Genomic DNA, 15,523 nt, shown 5'->3' with positions numbered 1-15,523 from the left:
CCACGTCAGGTGAGTGCACGAGCAGTCCTCCCGGCCACGGCCGACAGATCCCGTTCAAGACCCGAAGTCAGTTAGAGGGCGGGTCAGACCGGACCGGGAGGACTCTCTCGTACATCCTCACTGTTAGTTGGGGGGTTGGCGGCGGGGTGGTCGGGGGCGGCGGGGGCTGGCGGTCGGGGCTGCTGCTTCGGTGGGGCGGGCCGGGTCGGTGTGGTCCGGGTTGGTTCGTGGGGCGGGGACCTGCGGTACGGCGGTCGCCTCGCCGGGCAGCGAGCCTGCGCCGGGCGTCTGCGTTGAGGTGTCGGGCTTCCTGCGCCGGGCAGCGGTTCCGGCCGTCGACCCGGAGGTCGCCGGGGCGGGACCGGTGTTGGTGACCACTGCCGGGTCGGCCAGCGTGCCCTGAGCTGCCGGATTCCGCTCGGCCGGACTCTGCTCGGCCGGATGGCGCCGCTCGGTCGGGTGGTTTCGCTCGGCCCGCTCGCCGAGGCGGGCGGCCAACACCGAGCCGCCGATACCGGCGATCACCGCGTACGGGGCGATCAGTTGGGTGGAGAGCTGCGCGGGGCCGAGCGTGGACCAGTGCGGCAGGGTGGTCAGGTAGGCGAGCGCGACGAGCATCGGACCGGCCGCGCCGGAGGCCGCCGCACCCACCCGGTGCCCACCCGAGCGGGCCGACCGTCGGGCGGCCAGCACCCCGATCAGCAGCGCGGGCACCAGGGCCAGCAGGGCGCCCGGCCAGTAGAGCTGCCCCCCGATCCAGTACCGGGCGTGGTCCGGGTCGAACTGCCAGGTGCCGAGTTGCGCGCCGGTCAGCCCTCGTCCGACGCGTACCCCGTCGATCACCGAGATCACCGCGAGCAGCCAGAGCCAGGCTGCCGTCGCGGTCACGTTGGCGGCGGCGGCTCGGGAGCGCAGCGCCCAGATCGCGACGAGGACGCCGATCAGGATTCCCAGCGTCGCCTGAACGGCGGCCGTCCGCTGCGGTGCGCCGGTGTCCGCGCCGGTCGCGACCCGCGCGGGTACGGCGATCAACAGCACCGTGACCAGCCCGCCCAACCCGGCACCGAGCGCCAGGGCCACCCGCCGCAGCAGGCCCCCGCGGTCGTGCTCCGGCGACTCGGCCAGCGGCGGTGGTGTGCTCGTCACCCCGGCCGGGGCGGCCCCGGTTGTCGGTGGACGCGCGTCGACCGGAGGCTCGTCTTCCGGCGCTCGGTCACCGGGCGGCGTGCCGTCGTGGCGGTCCGCATCGTCGGTAGCGGTCTGCGCAGAGATCGCGGTCTTCGCCGGGGCGGTGCGTTGGTGGAGCCGCTGCGCGCAGACCGCGCCGAGGACCGTCGAGCTGGCGGCGAGCCAGGTCGCCCAGGCGAGCCCGTCCGCCCAGGCGGTGTCGGTGGCAGCGGCATCGGTGGGCGTCCAGGTGATGACGCCGAGCCCGTAGCCGAAGCCCAGTTGTGCGGCACCCGCGCCGGCAGCGACCCCGATCGCCGTCGCGATCGACACTCCCCAGCCCTGTCTGGCCATGCCGGGCAGCGTAACGTCCCGTCGTCGGCGCGGCGAGTCGCAACGACCCGCCGGTGTGGGACGCCGGCGCGGCGGATTGGGCGGCGGGCGGTACGGTCGCCGGTGATGAGGCGGTGGGCGTTATGACGGACACGAACCCGGGTGGGCAGAATGCCGCCGGTGGCGGTGCGGGCCGGGCCAGCGTCGTGCTCGGTGGTGGGTTGGCGGCGGTGCTGCTCGCCGCGATCGGTGCGACAGGTGGCTGGTTGCTGGCCGGCGAGGACGAGACACCCTCCGGTGATCCGCTGGCCGTTGCGACCACGTCTGGTGCGCCGACCGGCCGGACCACCGCACCGCGACCGAGCACCGGACGGCCGACACCGTCGGCGGTGCAGACCTCCGCCACCGCGACCAAGGGTGCCGGTCTGACCGTGCCGCCGGTGATCGGCGCCGACTTCGAGCAGGCCCGGGAGACGTTGCGCAAGCAGCGGTTGGGTTGGCGGTTGGTCTTCGGTGGCGGCGTCGGTCGTACGGTCGAGAGCACCACACCAGAGGTGGGCACCGAGGTTGCCCGGGGGACGACAGTGCAACTACAGGTCGCCGGGCCGGCGCCGGCCGCCGAGGTGCCGGACGTGGTCGGCGACAGCTGCGCGGACGCCGCCGACGAGTTGGTCGACGAGGGCCTGTACCCGCGCTACGTCACCGGACGCAGCGGGAAGGTCAACCGGCAGGAGCCCACCGAGGACGGCTCGGCCCGGTGGAACGACCAGGTCAGCATCTGGTGTGGCGCGGACTCCGTCGAGCAGCCGACCACGAAACCCACGCCCTGACGCCTGGCCGGCGGGTCCCGCTTCCCGGCGGGTGCCCGCCGCTCTGCCCCGTCGACAGCCGGCGCGGCTCGGCACGCTGATCCCCGCCGATGGCGGCGTGGGCGACTAGGTTGGCGGTCGAGGGCCGTGACGCCCGTCCGGGTTCGGGAAGGGACGTGCGATGAGCGACGACCGCCAGGAGCCTCCCGTCGGTGAGGGCGACGACCCGACCCGTCCCCTGCCCGCCGACGCTGACCGGCCGGGCCCGCCGGCCGACCAGACTGCGCCGATCCCTCCGCCGTGGTCCGGGCGGGCGGAGGTGCGCTCGCCCCGACCTGATGACTCCGCCGGAGAGTGGTACGTCGAGGAGCAGGGTGGTCGGCGGTGGTGGTTGCCGATCCTCTGGGGCGTCCTGGCGCTGCTGCTCGCCGGCCTGATCGGGGGCGCGCTCTGGTTGGTGCGCTCCCCGCAGGATGACGACCGGGACGATCCGGGGTCCACCCCGTCGGTGCCGCCGGCCAGTGCCACCAGCGCCCCTGCGACCAGTGCGGCTCCCACCTCGGCGGCGCCCACCAGCGAGTCCCCGAGCAGCCCGGCCACCACGGACGCGCCGGACGAGGTGCCGGTGCCGCCGCTCACCGGTCTGCCGCAGGCCACCGCCGAGGGGCTGTTGGATCGGCTCGGCCTGGCCTACCGGGTGGTGTTCCGCCCGTCGGAGCTGCCGGCGGGGACGGTGGTGGGCACCGAGCCGGGGGCGGGTGAGTCGGTGTCGACCGACGATGAGGTGTTGTTGATCGTCTCGCAGGCCGAGCCTCCGAGCGGGACGACCCCGACCACACCCAGCCCCACTGTGACGAGTACGCCGTGATCGCTTGTCACCACATCCGGCGGCGGGTGCCGACGAGGCCGATGCCGGCCAGCGAGATGGCCAGGCCGAAGATGCCGGACCAGAACAGCGAGCGGCGGATCTCTTCGGCGCCGTGTCCGGCCGGAGCTGCTTCGGTGAGTTCCTGACGGTTGTCGGACTGGCCGCCGGCACCCAGGCCGGCTACCGGCCCGGTCGGGTCCGCACCGCCGTAGTGGTCGGCCGGCGCGTGGGTGTCGATCCAAGCCGGTTCCTCGTCGACCCACTGACCGTCGTCAGTGGGCGGGTCGGAGTCGAGCACGGTGATCTCCGGTGCGGGCACCGGTGTGGTCAGCCGGGTGGACGACATCGCCGGGTCGCGGACGAGGACCAGGAGTGTCGCCATCGCCCCGAAGAGGGCGAGGAGTCCGATGGCATAGGCGATACGGGAGCGGTGGTGCCGCCGCAGGGCGGGCTGATTGACCATGACCATCCCAGGGTCAGGGTCCTGGACGAGCGGGTGGAACGGTGCCGGGGTGGGCGTACCTGATTCTATGGCGACGGCACGCCCACCGGCGGCGGATCTGCTCGGTCAGCCCACCCGGACCGGGGTGCGCGCGACCGGGCGGCGGGTCCGCACGGTGTGCGGACGGGGTTCGGGGGCGGCCTGCAGCTGCTGCAGCCCTTCCCGCTGGACGAAGATCGACCGTCGGGTGACCGCGTCACCCGCCGCGTTCAACTCGTAGCCGTCGAGCCAGAGCCAGCCGTCATAGGTCGGCCAGTCGAGCACCCGGATCACCCGGAACTTGATCGGCCTGAGGAACTGGACACTCGCCGCGCGAGTCACGTGCAGTACGTCACCGGTGCGGGGAAGCACATGGGCTCCTGGGGAGGATCGGCCGGCGGCTGCGCCGGCGGTGCCTGAACGGGGGACGTCTCGGCCGGTGACGGGGTCGTGCCTCGTGAACCGGTGGTGCGGATGGCGGTGGTCGGGCCGTACCCCGCTGGTGACGTGCCGCCACCCGACCACCACCCGGTTGCTTCCGGGAACCGCGCCCGCCGCCGCAGCTTGCCGGCTTGCAGCGGCGGGGTCATTACCCCGGAGCAGGTCTCGTTGTCGTCGGCCGGACCCGCGTCGGGCTCGGCGCCCGCGGATCGGTGGGGTCACCACTCCGAGGGACCGAACGGGGACGCTGAGTGATCCGTGCCATACGGACAGAGTGCATCAGGGACGTGCTTCATGCAAGTTGCACGTCGACTTTTGCCGATACGTGAGCGTGTCGCGCGAAAGGCCTATTGAAGCCATCCGCGTCCGGGCGGCACACTGAGGGCCGGTTTCGCCCGTCGCGGCCGGCCGAGGACCGGCACCACTCCCCTCCGTCGCGAACGCTCGCCGGTCGACGATCGCGCCCCCGGCGGGTGTCACCCAGTGGCGCGTTACCGGAGGTAGCCCGAGTGGGGTCGAGCAGCCAGCGGCGGGGACCAGTGAGTCACGGGTTGCGCGATGAGTGAGCGGCGCAGTCCCACCATCAGACGGCGGCGGCTCGGGGCCGAGCTGCGCCGCCAGCGGGAGTCCGCCGGAATCACCATTGAGGTGGTCGCCGAACAGTTGGAGTGCTCGGCGTCGAAGGTCTCCCGGATCGAGACCGGGCACACCACGGCCACCCCTCGCGACGTGCGGGACATGCTGCGGATCTACGGCGTGGTCGGCGCCGAGAGCGATGAGCTGGTGCAGATCGCCCGGGAGGCCCGCCAGAAGGGCTGGTGGCATCCGTACAGCACGGTGCTCGTCGGCGCGTACGTCGGGCTGGAGGCGGCGGCGAGTTCGATCCGGGCGTACGAACAGCAGGTCGTTCCGGGCCTTCTGGAGACCGAGGAGTACGCCGGGGCCATGATCCGCGCCGCTCGTCCGGACTTCACCGCCGATCAGGTGCACCAGAGAGTGCGTGTCCGTCTGGGCCGTCAGTCGTTATTGACCCAGGACGATCCGGTCGATCTGTGGGTGGTGCTCGATGAGGCGGTGGTAAGTCGGCCGGTGGGCGGGGACGAGGTGATGCGCGGCCAACTCAGACGGTTGGTCGAGGTGGCCGAGTTGCCGAACGTGACGCTGCAGATCCTGCCCTTCGAGGTGGGTGCGCACGCCGGCATGGACGGCACGTTCACGATCCTCAGCTTCCCTGAGCCCGGTGATCCGGATGTTGTGTACGCGGAGAACGCCACGGGTGGGCTCTTCCTCGAGAAGAGCGACGAACTACAGAAGTACAGCTTCATCTTCGATCACATCCGCGCTGCGGCCATACGTCCGGAGGAGTCCGTCGCACACATCGCAAAACTGGCAGAGGAGCCGTTGTGGAAATGGCGACCAAAGGGTTCCCGGTGGACCTGACGCAGGCAGCGTGGTTCAAGAGCTCGAAGAGCGGGCCGAACTGTGACAACTGCGTGGAGGTGGCGTACGTGACGGGGGCGGTCGGAGTGCGGGACTCGAAGGACAAGGCGGGCCCCGCCCTGGTCTTCGCGCCGGGCGACTGGCACGCCTTCGTCGCCGGCACCCGCGGTGGTGTGTTCGGCGTGGTCTGACCGAGTGGTCAGTGAAGTCCCCGTCCGGTTCGCCGGACGGGGACTTCACCGTGTCCGTCCCCGACAGGTGCGGCGGACGGTCGCGCGTCCCGACGGTGGCCGGCGAGGTTCCGTCGGGATTCCCGTCGCCACAGCGCCCCCGTCTCGTTGAACCGGTCGGTACGGCGCTGGTCGACGACCCGCCGCACCGACCCGCAACCGAGCGAGTAGGCGAGACGGATGACGACGATCGGTTCAGAGAATCTCACCAACGGCCCGGCGAAGCCGGAGCGGTTCGGTGGCAAGTACCGCGGCGCTCGTCGGGACACGGTTCTGACCGAGGTGGTCTCGACCGACCAGGAGTTGACCGGGCGGGAGGGCGCCGCCGAGACGACGGATCCCCCGCTCTCGCTGCCCTCACTGGACCCGAACCCGCTGATCGAGCCGTCGTTCCCCCCGAGCGGCTGGCCGGTGGAGCCGCCCCAGTCCCTGGCTGACCACCCGTTGCTGCGTGGCCTGCTGATGGAGTTGCCGCCGAAGGGCACCGTGCCCTCGCAGGACTGGCTGGATCGCTGGTTCGAGGCGACCAGGTCGATCCTGGAGTTGCTATACGTGCAGAGCGCCAGCCGTCCGCGCTGACCGTGCGACGGCCGGCCGGGCCCGCTCGGCGAGGCGGTTGTGCCGCAGCGCGTGCCGGACCCCGATGGCGATCACCGCGACCGCGCCGACGGTGATCGCCGGTCCGGTGACCCCGGGGTCGGCGCCGAGGTCGGTGCCGGCCGCCGCGACCAACGCCGGCACGGTGGCCAGGGCGGTGACCTGTAGTGGCAGCCCGACCAGCGGGTGGGCCGCCGCGGCGCGCAGCCCGTGCGGCGCCGGGGTGGCGGGGGCGCTGGCGAACGCGCCGGCGCCGGCATGCAGCCGGCGGATCCGTCGTACGGAGCAGACCGTCGCCACGAGCGCCGGGCCGGCGGCGAGGGTGAGCCCGGCGGCGGCCCGGTCGACCGGCGCGGCGCCCGCGCCGAACAGGCCGCCGCCGAGCACGGCCGCGGTGAGCGTCGCGCCGGTGAGGGTGAGCGCCAGCAACCATCCGGTACGCCGGCGCAGCACGCGGGTGTTGCGCAGCCGGGGCAGGCCGTCGGCAACGATGCCGGCGGCCAGCCAGACGGCGGCGACCGGGAGCAGGATGGTGAGCTGACTCTCCATGTTCGAGAGTCTTTCCCGAATCTCGGCGAGGCGAATCCGGGCCGGTCCCCCGTTCGTCCCGGACGCCGGGCCCGTAGGGGGTCATCACTCGAAGGTTATGGACGTTCCGACATGTTTAATTGCCCCGCTGCTGATCTACCCTCAGCTAAATCGGCGACTGTCGATTGATGTTGGGACCGGTGGTCACGTTCCGCCGCCGGTCAGAGGGAGGTAGGAGATGGGTCTTCCACGAAGGTCCGTGCTGATCGGGGTGGCCGCGGCGACAGTGCTGGCCGTCGGTACCCCGGCCCTGGCCGCCGAACCCGTCGGTGTGGTTCGGGCCGCCGGCGGAGCCACCGCCGTGCCGGACAGCTACATCGTCGTACTCAAGGACAGCGCCGTGGCCCGGGACCGGGTCGGCGACACCGCGAAGCGGCTCTCCGGCCGCCACGGCGGCACTGTGGCCCGCACCTACGGCGCGGCGCTGCGCGGCTTCGAGGTCACTGTGAGCGCGAGCGCGGCGGCGCGGATCGCGGCCGACCCGGCGGTGGCGTACGTCGAGCAGAACCACACCGTCTCGATCTCCGGCACGCAGGCCAACCCGCCCTCCTGGGGCCTGGACCGGATCGACCAGCGCAACCTGCCGTTGGACAGCTCCTACACCTACCCCAACACGGCGAGCAACGTGCACGCCTACATCATCGACACCGGCATCCGGTTCTCCCACAACGACTTCGGTGGCCGGGCCACCTCCGGCTACGACGCCGTCGACGGCGGGTCGGCCGACGACTGCAACGGGCACGGCACGCACGTCGCCGGCACCGTCGGCGGGTCCGCGTACGGGGTGGCCAAGGCCGTCCAGCTCGTCGGCGTACGGGTGCTGAACTGCTCCGGCAGTGGCACCAACGCCGGTGTGATCGCCGGCGTCGACTGGGTCACCGCGAACGCGATCAAGCCGGCCGTGGCGAACATGAGCCTCGGCGGTGGCGCGAACAGTTCCCTGGACAACGCCGTGCGCAACTCGATCGCCTCGGGCGTCACGTACGGTCTGGCGGCCGGCAACGACAGCGGCGCGAACGCCTGCAACACCTCGCCGGCGCGCACCACGGAAGCCATCACGGTGGGCTCGACGACCAGCTCGGACGCCCGGTCGTCGTTCTCCAACATCGGTACCTGCCTGGACATCTTCGCGCCCGGCTCGTCGATCACCTCGGCCTGGTACACCAGCAACACCGCCACCAACACGATCAGCGGCACCTCGATGGCCACCCCGCACGTGGTCGGAGCGGCGGCCCTGGTGGCCAGCGCCAATCCGAGCTGGACCCCGGCCCAGGTCCGCAACCAACTCGTGGCCAATGCGACCCCGAACGTGGTGGGCAACCCCGGCTCCGGCTCGCCGAACCTGTTGCTCTACGTGGGCACCGGCAGCACCCCGCCACCGCCCACCGGCTGCACCGGCACCAACGGCACCGACGTGTCGATCCCGGACGCCGGCTCGGCGGTGACCAGCTCGATCACCATCTCCGGCTGCGGTCGCAACGCTTCCTCGGCCTCCACGGTGGCGGTGAACATCGTGCACACCTACCGCGGTGACCTGGTCATCGACCTGCTCGCCCCGGACGGCAGCTCGTACCGGTTGAAGAACAGCAGCTCCTCGGACAGCGCGGACAACGTCAACGCCACGTACACGGTCAACGTGTCCGGTGAGGCCGCCGACGGCATCTGGCGACTCCAGGTGCGCGACACCTACTCGGCCGACACCGGCTACATCAACACCTGGACCCTGACCGTCTGACCGAAGCAGTTGCGCGGGGCCCTCTCCGGCAGCCGGAGAGGGCCCCGTGTCCCGGTCCACGGGGCCTGTCCGGACGGTGGAGTTCGTCTACCATGAATCTCCATCCACAGCCCCGGGGGCGGTTTTCGTGGCGCGGAACTGGTCGTGGTTGAAGGAGAACATCGAGCCGCTCGTTGCCCTGACCCTGGCGATAACGGTGAGCCTGCTCGGCATCGTCGACGTCGTCTCGGTCGAGTTGGTCAACAAGGCGATCCCCCTGACGCTGGCGGTCTTCGCATTTGCGCTGTTACGCGACCGTTGGCGCCGCGATGCCAGTGACCGCGACGTCAAGGCGACCCTGGGGGCGTCCTCGGTCACCCTGCAGAAGGTCGCCGCGCAGTTGGAGCAGGTCAATGCGTTGAATTCGCTGGTCGTGCAGGCGCAACGGTCCCTCGATGAGGTGTCGACCGTGCGAGTGCTCACCGGGCCGGCCATCTCCGAGGCGTTGGCTGAGGCACGGCACCGGACCGACCGGTGGAGTTTTCGGGGTGGCACCGGGACCTTCACCCGCATCGTGACCCTGCCCGAGTGCGTGGACAAGGCCCGGCGTGACCGCCGCTCACTGGCCTTCCGGCTGGAGATCCTCGACCCGCGTGACATCGACCTGTGCGAGGAGTACGCGCGCCTCTACCGCTCGCTGTCCGAGGATCCGAGCGCACGCGAGCAGGCCTGGGACGGGGACGGTACGCGGCGCGAAATCTACGCGACCATTCTCGCCGCCTGCTGGCACAAGGAGATGTACGGACCGCTCAGCATGGAGATCGGGCTCTCGAAGGTCATTTCCACGTTCCGCTGGGATCTCTCCTCGCGATCCCTGGTCATCACCCAGCGAGGCCCCCGGTTCCCGGCCATGGTGATCGACAGTGGCCGGTACTACTACGATTGCTGGAGTACCGAACTGCAGACCAGCTTCGAACAGTGCCCGAAGGTCCCGCTCGAATTGGCCCGCCGCGTACCGCTCGGTGTCCGGCCCGAGCCGGCGGACGTGCGCCGGCTTTTCGCCGCACTCGATCTGCAGCTTCCGAAGGAATACACAGACGCCGACGTTTCCAAAATTGTGGAGAAGGCCCTCTATGATCGGGATCCGTACACGCGAGGAGCTGGAGACAGCGGCGCTGTTGCTTGACCAGGGCTCGCCGGACGAGTTGCGACTCCTCACCCGATCGATCATCGATGGGCTCTGCACCGGCCGGCTGTCGAGCGGGTCAGTCAATCACCCGCTGGGCTTCGTCTGCTTTCCCGTGCTTCGGGACGGACTCGACGGGTTGTGCGTGCACGCCTGGCTGCCGGGCGCCGTGCCACCGTTCACGTCGGCCAACGCCGTCCACGCGCACAGCTGGGACCTGACGAGCTTCGTCGCGGTGGGGTCGCTGGGCAACCAGCTCCACACGGCACGGGAGCACGATGACGGTCGGTACGAGCTGTACGAGGTGCGGAGCACGTCGCAGGACGACGAGATCCGCCCCACCGGGCGGCGAGTGGACGTCATCGGGAGGCCGATGCTGCCGGAACGGACCGGAGAGGTCTACCGGCTGCCCGCCGGCACCTTCCACCTCTCCGACGACCACGTTGCGGCACCGGTCGTGACGCTGGTGCTCGGCACCGGGCGACCCGACCTCGTCAACCTGATCGTCGACCGGCCCGGGCTGGCACCGCGCCGGAGCCGCCGGACCGAGCACACACCTGACGAAACCCGCCGCCTGGCCGGCAGAGTGCGAGCCCTTCTTGCCTGAGCCCGCCTCCTGAACGCACCGGCTGGGAGCCGGTCAGACCGAGAAGCTGGCCGGCCGCTCGGTGGCCGGCGCCGGCGGGCGGGCCTTCCACAGGCCGAGCTTCTGCGCGACCAGACGGCTCAGGTAGGCCGGGTTGAGGATGATGTAGCGGCGCCAGAGCCGCTTCGGCTCCAGACCGAGGCGCCAGAACCACTCCAGGCCGGCACGCTGCATCCACGGCGGGGGCTGGCGCAGCAGCCCGGCGTGGTAGTCGAAGGCCGCGCCGACCGCCATCAGCGGCATGTCGAGCAGCGGCCGCATGGCGTACGTGAAGACCTCCTGGCGCGGGCAGCCGAGCCCGACCAGGACCAGTCGGGCACCGCTGGACCGGATCCGGTCGGCGATCTCGGCGTCCTCACCGGGCTGGACGGCACGGAACTTGGACGGCTCCACCCCGGCGATCTTCAGCGCCGGGAACATCCGCTCCAGGGCCGGGATCAACCGGGCGAGGGTCTCCTCGGTCGAGCCGTACAGGTAGACCGGCAGCCCTTCGTCCGCGAACCGCGACAGCACGTGCAGGGTCAGGGTCGGCCCGTACACCCGGTCGCTGAGCCCGGCGTGGTGCAGCAGGTTGAGCGCCCACCGCACCGGCTGCCCGTCCGGCGTGACCACGTCGAAGGAGTTGAGCCGCGCGTTGTGCGCCGGGTCGAGCACCCCGGTCATCACCCCGTGCACGGCCAGCGCGGTCAGCGCGAGGGAACGCCGTTCGTGCGCCGCGGTCACCACCGCGTCGGTCGCCGTGGCGTAGTCGGTGGCGTCGACCAGGACGCCGAGCACGTTGCGCTTGGTTCGGCTGCTCACGGCTGGGCCACCCACTTGTCCACGTTGGCCTCGTAGATTTCCCGCAGGATCATCGGCACGTCGTAAGCGATCTTCCAGTCCGGATACTGCGCCTCGAACCGCGCCATGCTGCTGACGTACCACTGGTGGTCGCCGGTGCGGTTCTGCTCGACATAGTTGATCCGCGCCTCACGGCCGGTGATCTCCTCCGCGATGCGGAACGCCTCGATGTGGGAGGTGTTGGAGTGGCGACCGCCGCCGAGGTTGTAGACCTCCGCGGAGCGGGGGGCCCGGAAGAACGCCTCGAACGCGGTCAGCACGTCGTGGGAGTGGATCGCGTCCCGGACCATCTTGCCCTTGTAGCCGAAGAGGTTGTACGTCCGGCCCTCCATGACGCAGCGCATCAGATAGGCCAGGAACCCGTGCAGTTCGGCGGCGGAGTGCGCCGGGCCGGTCAGGGTGCCGCCCCGGAAGCAGGCGGTCTTCATGTCGAAGTAGCGCCCGTACTCCTGGACCATCACGTCCGCGGCGACCTTGGAGGCGCCGAAGACGGAGTGCAGTGAGTGGTCGATCGACATCTCTTCGGTGATGCCCTGGTACCAGCGGTGGTCCTCGGGCAGTTCGTACCGGGTCTCCAGCTCGATCAGCGGCAGGCTGTTGGGCCGGTCGCCGTAGACCTTGTTGGTCGAGCAGTGGATGAACGGCACGTCGATCGCGTGCCGGCGGGTGTTCTCCAGCATGTTGAGCGTGCCGCCGGCGTTCACGTCGAAGTCCGTGTACGGCTCCTTGGCCGCCCAGTCGTGGCTCGGCTGCGCGGCGCTGTGGATCACCACGGCGATGTCCGAGCTGTACTTCTTGAACACCTGCTCCAGGCCGTCCCGGTCCCGGATGTCCACCGCGAAATGGGTGTAGGCGTTACCCAGGTCACGGCTGAGCCGTTCAAGGCTCCAGGAGGTGGATCCGTCCTCACCGAAGAAGTACCGGCGCATGTCGTTGTCGATGCCCACGACATCCAGGCCGAGGCCGGCGAAATGCCGGACCGCCTCGGAGCCGATCAGACCACCCGACCCTGTCACCAACGCGACACTCACACGCCACTCCTGGTCCATCGGAGGCAGAATCCATCGGAGCATAGCGTGACGTCCGGCACGCCCCGATATGACGGAAGGGCTCCGCATCTGCGGAGCCCTTCGTCGGTGGTGGGGATGGGGGGAGTTGAACCCCCACGCCCTTTCGGGCACACGGACCTGAACCGTGCGCGTCTGCCATTCCGCCACATCCCCGTGGCACAACCCGGAACACCTTAGCCGCCCCGGCCCCGCTGTCGCCAACGGGCCCCGGGAATACTACGCTGTCCCCGGCGCTCGCCACGAGCGGTTACCGTTCGTGGCGGACGAAAGATTAGCACGACAGTCCCGGCCCTTCCGAACGGGTCGAGAGCAGCCGGCCGAGCGGCGTGTGAGCTGCGCGCGCGCCGGCCGGATACCATCATGTCCTCGGGACCCGAGGAGGAGCCGGTGAGCGTGCTGCAACGCTTCGAGAAGCGTCTGGAAGGCCTGGTCGAAGGGGCCTTCGCCAAGGTCTTCAAAGGGGTGGTCCACCCCGTGGAGATCCTCAACGCCATGCAGCGGGAGGCCGAGGCGCACAAGGCGATCCTGGCCGGTGGGCGCACGTTGGTGCCCAACCGCTACGTGATCGATCTCTCGCCGTTCGACCATAGTCGGCTGGCGCCGTACGCCGCCGCACTGGCCCAGGAGTTGGCCCAGTCGCAGGCGGAGTTCATCGGCGAGCAGGCGTGGACGGTCTACGGCGACGTGATCGTCGAGATCGAGCGAGGTGAGGGCCTCGACACGGGCATGTTCCGGGTCACGGCCGAGGTCTACACCGGCGGCGAGGTCGCCCCGGTGTCGGCACCCGGCTACGACGCCGGCCCGCCCGCCTACCCCGCGTACGACCAGGGCGGTGGCTACGGTCCGCCGCCCGGGCACGGCGGCGGTCGCAACGTGCGGCTGGTCTCCGGCGACGGTCGCACCTATCCCCTCCAGATGGGGTCGACGGTGATCGGTCGTGGCGACCAGGCCAATCTGCGGCTGCCCGACGTGGGCATCTCCCGGCGACACGCCCGGCTGGATTTCGACGGGGGCCAGGTCGTGCTGACCGACCTGGGTTCGACCAACGGCACCATGGTGAACGGGCAGCGGGTCTCCGCCGTCGCGCTCAACCCCGGTGACATGGTCCAGCTCGGTACGACGACGCTGACCTTCCGCGTGGACGGCTGAGCCGCCTTGCCGGAACTGGTCATCACCGTTGCCCGGTTCGGGTTCCTGATCCTGCTGTGGATCTTCGTGTTCACGGTGGTCGGCGTGATCCGCCGGGACCTCTTCGCGGGCGCCCGGTCCGGTCGCCTGGTGGCCGCGCCACGCGCGGTGGGCGCCTCGACGGGGCAGGCGGCCAAGCCAGCGAAGGTGAAGCGGGGCAGGGCGGCGCACCAGCTGGTGGTGACAGCCGGTCAGCTGGCCGGCACCAGGATCACTCTCGGTGAAGCTCAGATCACCATCGGTCGAGCCGAGGACTCCACCCTGGTCATCACCGACGACTACGCCTCCGCGCGACACGCCCGGCTCGTGCCGCGTGACGGGCAGTGGTACGTCGAGGACCTCGGCTCGACTAACGGCACGTACCTCGATCGCGCTAAGGTCTCCGGACCAACCCCCGTCCCCCTCGGCGTGCCGATCCGGATCGGCCGCACTTCCCTCGAATTACGGCCATGACTCTGACCCTGCGCTATGCGGCCCACAGCGACCGCGGTCTGATCCGAGACGGCAATCAAGACTCCGTCTACGCCGGGCCGCGGTTACTCGCCGTTGCCGACGGCATGGGCGGTATGGCCGCCGGTGACGTCGCCAGCAACATCGTCATCGGTGCCATGGCGCCGCTCGACGAGGACGTCCCGGGGGACGCCCTCGTCGATGCGTTGCGTTCGGCCGTGGGCACCGCCAACCAACAACTCCGCGACACGGTGGACGCCAACCCGCAGTTGGAGGGGATGGGCACCACGCTGACGGCGACCCTCTTCACCGGCAGCAAGCTGGGAATGGTCCACATCGGCGACTCGCGGGCCTATCTGCTGCGCAACGGCGAGTTCGCGCAGATCACCAAGGACGACACGTACGTCCAGATGCTCGTCGACGAAGGCCGGATCAGCGCCGAGGAGGCGAGCAGCCACCCGCAGCGGTCGCTGCTCACCCGCGCCCTCGACGGTCGGGACATCGACCCGGAATACTCGGTCCGCCAGGTCATGCCCGGCGACCGGTACCTGATCTGCAGCGACGGCCTCTCGGGTGTGGTCAGCGCCGAAACCATCGGCGAGACCATGCGGGAGTACGCCGACCCGCAGCAGTGTGTCGAGCGGTTGGTGCAGCTCGCACTGCGCGGCGGCGGGCCGGACAACATCACGGTGATCATCGCCGACGCCACCGACCAGGACATCGTCGAGGCGACCCCGATCGTGGGCGGTGCCGCCGCCCGGGACCGGGGAATGGCGACCTCCGCCGACGACTCGACCCCGGCCGCCCGAGCCTCGGCGCTCTCCGCGCCGCGCCCGGCCGCGCCCGAGGAGCCGGCGGCCGCCGACGACGAACCGGACCGGCCGAAACGACGCCCGGTGCGGACCGCCGCCATGGCGCTGGCCGTGCTGGTGATCGTCGGCGGGGCGGCGTTCGGCGGCTGGACGTACACCCAGCGGCAGTACTACGTGGGAGCCACCGAAGAGGGGCAGGTCGCCGTCTTCCGTGGGGTCCAGGGTCAGATCGCCGGGATGGACCTGTCCAGCGTGCACCGCCGCAGCGGCACCCGGCTGGACGACCTCACTGTCGCCGCGCAGGACACCGTCAAGGTCGGCATCCGGGCCAAGAGCGAGCCGGACGCCGAGCGTCAGCTCGCCGAGCTGACCAGCGACACCCCCAGCAACCCCAACCTGAAGCCGCTCTGCCCACTCGACCCGACCGCCGCCGTGGTCAACACGCCCACGCCCACGCCGACGCCGATCGGTTTGACGCCGACCCCGAACGGCAGCCCGAGCGTCAACGCCTCGTCGACCCCCAACGGGGTTGTCAGCGCAACCCCGACCGCCGGTGCCACCACCGCTCTCGGGGGGGCCGGCGCGACCACCACACCCGACGTCACGCCCTCAGACTCGGCCACGCCGGCGCTCGACCCGGCCAGTTGCCGGTCTCCTGAGTGA

Annotated in this window: 17 protein-coding genes and 1 tRNA gene; 11 read left to right on the top strand and 7 right to left on the bottom strand. The window is 70.7% G+C overall.

The features are described 5' to 3' along the window. Positions 1-123: 123 nt before the first annotated feature. The gene (locus QCZ28_RS28775; protein WP_279519545.1) at positions 124-1,521 is read right to left on the bottom strand and encodes a hypothetical protein; all 1,398 of its coding nucleotides are present in this window, start codon (positions 1,519-1,521) and stop codon (positions 124-126) included. A 122-nt stretch (positions 1,522-1,643) separates the two neighbouring features. Here QCZ28_RS28775 and QCZ28_RS28770 point away from each other — a divergent pair, with 122 nt between their 5' ends. Together QCZ28_RS28770 and QCZ28_RS28765 are read left to right on the top strand one after the other, a co-directional pair. Beyond that, a complete protein-coding gene (locus QCZ28_RS28770; RefSeq protein WP_279519544.1) occupies positions 1,644-2,330 on the top strand; it encodes a PASTA domain-containing protein in 687 nt (228 codons plus the stop codon). Positions 2,331-2,490: 160 nt separating this feature from the next. Next, the gene (locus QCZ28_RS28765; protein WP_279519543.1) at positions 2,491-3,177 is read left to right on the top strand and encodes a PASTA domain-containing protein; all 687 of its coding nucleotides are present in this window, start codon (positions 2,491-2,493) and stop codon (positions 3,175-3,177) included. Between the two features lie 7 nt (positions 3,178-3,184). On the opposite strand, the gene QCZ28_RS28760 is transcribed toward QCZ28_RS28765, so the two are convergent. Together QCZ28_RS28760 and QCZ28_RS28755 are read right to left on the bottom strand one after the other, a co-directional pair. After that, entirely contained in the window at positions 3,185-3,646 is a 462-nt protein-coding gene (locus tag QCZ28_RS28760; RefSeq protein WP_279519542.1) for a hypothetical protein, read from the bottom strand. Positions 3,647-3,745: 99 nt separating this feature from the next. Next, the gene (locus QCZ28_RS28755; RefSeq protein WP_279519541.1) at positions 3,746-4,030 is read right to left on the bottom strand and encodes a hypothetical protein; all 285 of its coding nucleotides are present in this window, start codon (positions 4,028-4,030) and stop codon (positions 3,746-3,748) included. Between the two features lie 627 nt (positions 4,031-4,657). Between QCZ28_RS28755 and QCZ28_RS28750 the strand changes: the two genes are divergently transcribed. From QCZ28_RS28750 to QCZ28_RS28740, 3 genes are all read left to right on the top strand, one after another. Further along, positions 4,658-5,539, top strand: a complete 882-nt coding sequence (locus QCZ28_RS28750) for a helix-turn-helix transcriptional regulator (protein ID WP_030331961.1) — start codon at positions 4,658-4,660, stop codon at positions 5,537-5,539. Beyond that, positions 5,509-5,730 (top strand): DUF397 domain-containing protein, encoded by a 222-nt coding sequence (locus tag QCZ28_RS28745; protein ID WP_210861763.1) that lies wholly within the window; start codon positions 5,509-5,511, stop codon positions 5,728-5,730. Before QCZ28_RS28750 ends, QCZ28_RS28745 begins: the two co-directional genes overlap by 31 nt. A 219-nt stretch (positions 5,731-5,949) precedes the next feature. Then, positions 5,950-6,348, top strand: a complete 399-nt coding sequence (locus QCZ28_RS28740; protein WP_030331964.1) for a hypothetical protein — start codon at positions 5,950-5,952, stop codon at positions 6,346-6,348. Here QCZ28_RS28740 and QCZ28_RS28735 read toward each other — a convergent pair. Continuing rightward, the gene (locus QCZ28_RS28735) at positions 6,316-6,915 is read right to left on the bottom strand and encodes a hypothetical protein (protein WP_279519540.1); all 600 of its coding nucleotides are present in this window, start codon (positions 6,913-6,915) and stop codon (positions 6,316-6,318) included. The genes QCZ28_RS28740 and QCZ28_RS28735 overlap by 33 nt on opposite strands. 217 nt (positions 6,916-7,132) lie before the next feature. Here QCZ28_RS28735 and QCZ28_RS28730 point away from each other — a divergent pair, with 217 nt between their 5' ends. From QCZ28_RS28730 to QCZ28_RS28720, 3 genes are all read left to right on the top strand, one after another. After that, positions 7,133-8,689 (top strand): S8 family serine peptidase, encoded by a 1,557-nt coding sequence (locus QCZ28_RS28730; RefSeq protein WP_279519539.1) that lies wholly within the window; start codon positions 7,133-7,135, stop codon positions 8,687-8,689. Positions 8,690-8,816: 127 nt separating this feature from the next. Further along, complete coding sequence (locus QCZ28_RS28725; protein WP_279519538.1) at positions 8,817-9,854, top strand: hypothetical protein; 1,038 nt, start codon at positions 8,817-8,819, stop codon at positions 9,852-9,854. Next, positions 9,802-10,461, top strand: coding sequence for a hypothetical protein (locus tag QCZ28_RS28720; protein ID WP_279519537.1), 660 nt, complete (start codon positions 9,802-9,804; stop codon positions 10,459-10,461). The genes QCZ28_RS28725 and QCZ28_RS28720 overlap by 53 nt, the downstream gene beginning before the upstream one ends. Positions 10,462-10,494: 33 nt before the next feature. On the opposite strand, the gene QCZ28_RS28715 is transcribed toward QCZ28_RS28720, so the two are convergent. The 3 genes from QCZ28_RS28715 to QCZ28_RS28705 form a co-directional block, all read right to left on the bottom strand. After that, positions 10,495-11,301 carry a WecB/TagA/CpsF family glycosyltransferase gene (locus tag QCZ28_RS28715; protein ID WP_279519536.1) on the bottom strand — a complete coding sequence of 269 codons (807 nt, stop codon included), beginning with the start codon at positions 11,299-11,301 and terminating at the stop codon, positions 10,495-10,497. Further along, on the bottom strand, positions 11,298-12,413 hold the full coding sequence (locus QCZ28_RS28710; RefSeq protein ID WP_279519535.1) for an NAD-dependent epimerase/dehydratase family protein: 1,116 nt from the start codon (positions 12,411-12,413) through the stop codon (positions 11,298-11,300). Before QCZ28_RS28710 ends, QCZ28_RS28715 begins: the two co-directional genes overlap by 4 nt. A 64-nt stretch (positions 12,414-12,477) precedes the next feature. Next, positions 12,478-12,563: transfer RNA gene (locus QCZ28_RS28705), tRNA-Leu, on the bottom strand. A 207-nt stretch (positions 12,564-12,770) separates the two neighbouring features. On the opposite strand from QCZ28_RS28705, the gene QCZ28_RS28700 reads away from it, so the two are divergent. Genes QCZ28_RS28700 through QCZ28_RS28690 form a run of 3 tightly spaced genes read left to right on the top strand, consistent with a single transcriptional unit; the run spans position 12,771 to position 15,523 of the window. Beyond that, positions 12,771-13,559 (top strand): DUF3662 and FHA domain-containing protein, encoded by a 789-nt coding sequence (locus QCZ28_RS28700; RefSeq protein WP_007454122.1) that lies wholly within the window; start codon positions 12,771-12,773, stop codon positions 13,557-13,559. Positions 13,560-13,565: 6 nt separating this feature from the next. Then, positions 13,566-14,051 carry an FHA domain-containing protein gene (locus QCZ28_RS28695; protein WP_030331975.1) on the top strand — a complete coding sequence of 162 codons (486 nt, stop codon included), beginning with the start codon at positions 13,566-13,568 and terminating at the stop codon, positions 14,049-14,051. Next, complete coding sequence (locus tag QCZ28_RS28690; RefSeq protein ID WP_279519534.1) at positions 14,048-15,523, top strand: PP2C family serine/threonine-protein phosphatase; 1,476 nt, start codon at positions 14,048-14,050, stop codon at positions 15,521-15,523. Before QCZ28_RS28695 ends, QCZ28_RS28690 begins: the two co-directional genes overlap by 4 nt.

Source organism: Micromonospora sp. DH14, assembly GCF_029809455.1.
Lineage (GTDB): Bacteria > Actinomycetota > Actinomycetes > Mycobacteriales > Micromonosporaceae > Micromonospora > Micromonospora parva.
The sequence above is the reverse complement of the archived record's forward strand: the minus strand, read 5'-3'. Positions and strand labels throughout refer to the sequence as shown.

Coding starts and splice junctions, on each gene's coding strand:
- QCZ28_RS28760 (WP_279519542.1), bottom strand. CDS start 3,646: ATGGTCATGGTCAATCAGCCCGCCCTGCGGCGGCACCACCGCTCCCGT.
- QCZ28_RS28735 (WP_279519540.1), bottom strand. CDS start 6,915: ATGGAGAGTCAGCTCACCATCCTGCTCCCGGTCGCCGCCGTCTGGCTG.
- QCZ28_RS28740 (WP_030331964.1), top strand. CDS start 5,950: ATGACGACGATCGGTTCAGAGAATCTCACCAACGGCCCGGCGAAGCCG.
- QCZ28_RS28775 (WP_279519545.1), bottom strand. CDS start 1,521: ATGGCCAGACAGGGCTGGGGAGTGTCGATCGCGACGGCGATCGGGGTC.
- QCZ28_RS28700 (WP_007454122.1), top strand. CDS start 12,771: ATGTCCTCGGGACCCGAGGAGGAGCCGGTGAGCGTGCTGCAACGCTTC.
- QCZ28_RS28765 (WP_279519543.1), top strand. CDS start 2,491: ATGAGCGACGACCGCCAGGAGCCTCCCGTCGGTGAGGGCGACGACCCG.
- QCZ28_RS28690 (WP_279519534.1), top strand. CDS start 14,048: ATGACTCTGACCCTGCGCTATGCGGCCCACAGCGACCGCGGTCTGATC.
- QCZ28_RS28750 (WP_030331961.1), top strand. CDS start 4,658: ATGAGTGAGCGGCGCAGTCCCACCATCAGACGGCGGCGGCTCGGGGCC.
- QCZ28_RS28770 (WP_279519544.1), top strand. CDS start 1,644: ATGACGGACACGAACCCGGGTGGGCAGAATGCCGCCGGTGGCGGTGCG.
- QCZ28_RS28710 (WP_279519535.1), bottom strand. CDS start 12,413: ATGCTCCGATGGATTCTGCCTCCGATGGACCAGGAGTGGCGTGTGAGT.
- QCZ28_RS28720 (WP_279519537.1), top strand. CDS start 9,802: ATGATCGGGATCCGTACACGCGAGGAGCTGGAGACAGCGGCGCTGTTG.
- QCZ28_RS28730 (WP_279519539.1), top strand. CDS start 7,133: ATGGGTCTTCCACGAAGGTCCGTGCTGATCGGGGTGGCCGCGGCGACA.
- QCZ28_RS28745 (WP_210861763.1), top strand. CDS start 5,509: ATGGCGACCAAAGGGTTCCCGGTGGACCTGACGCAGGCAGCGTGGTTC.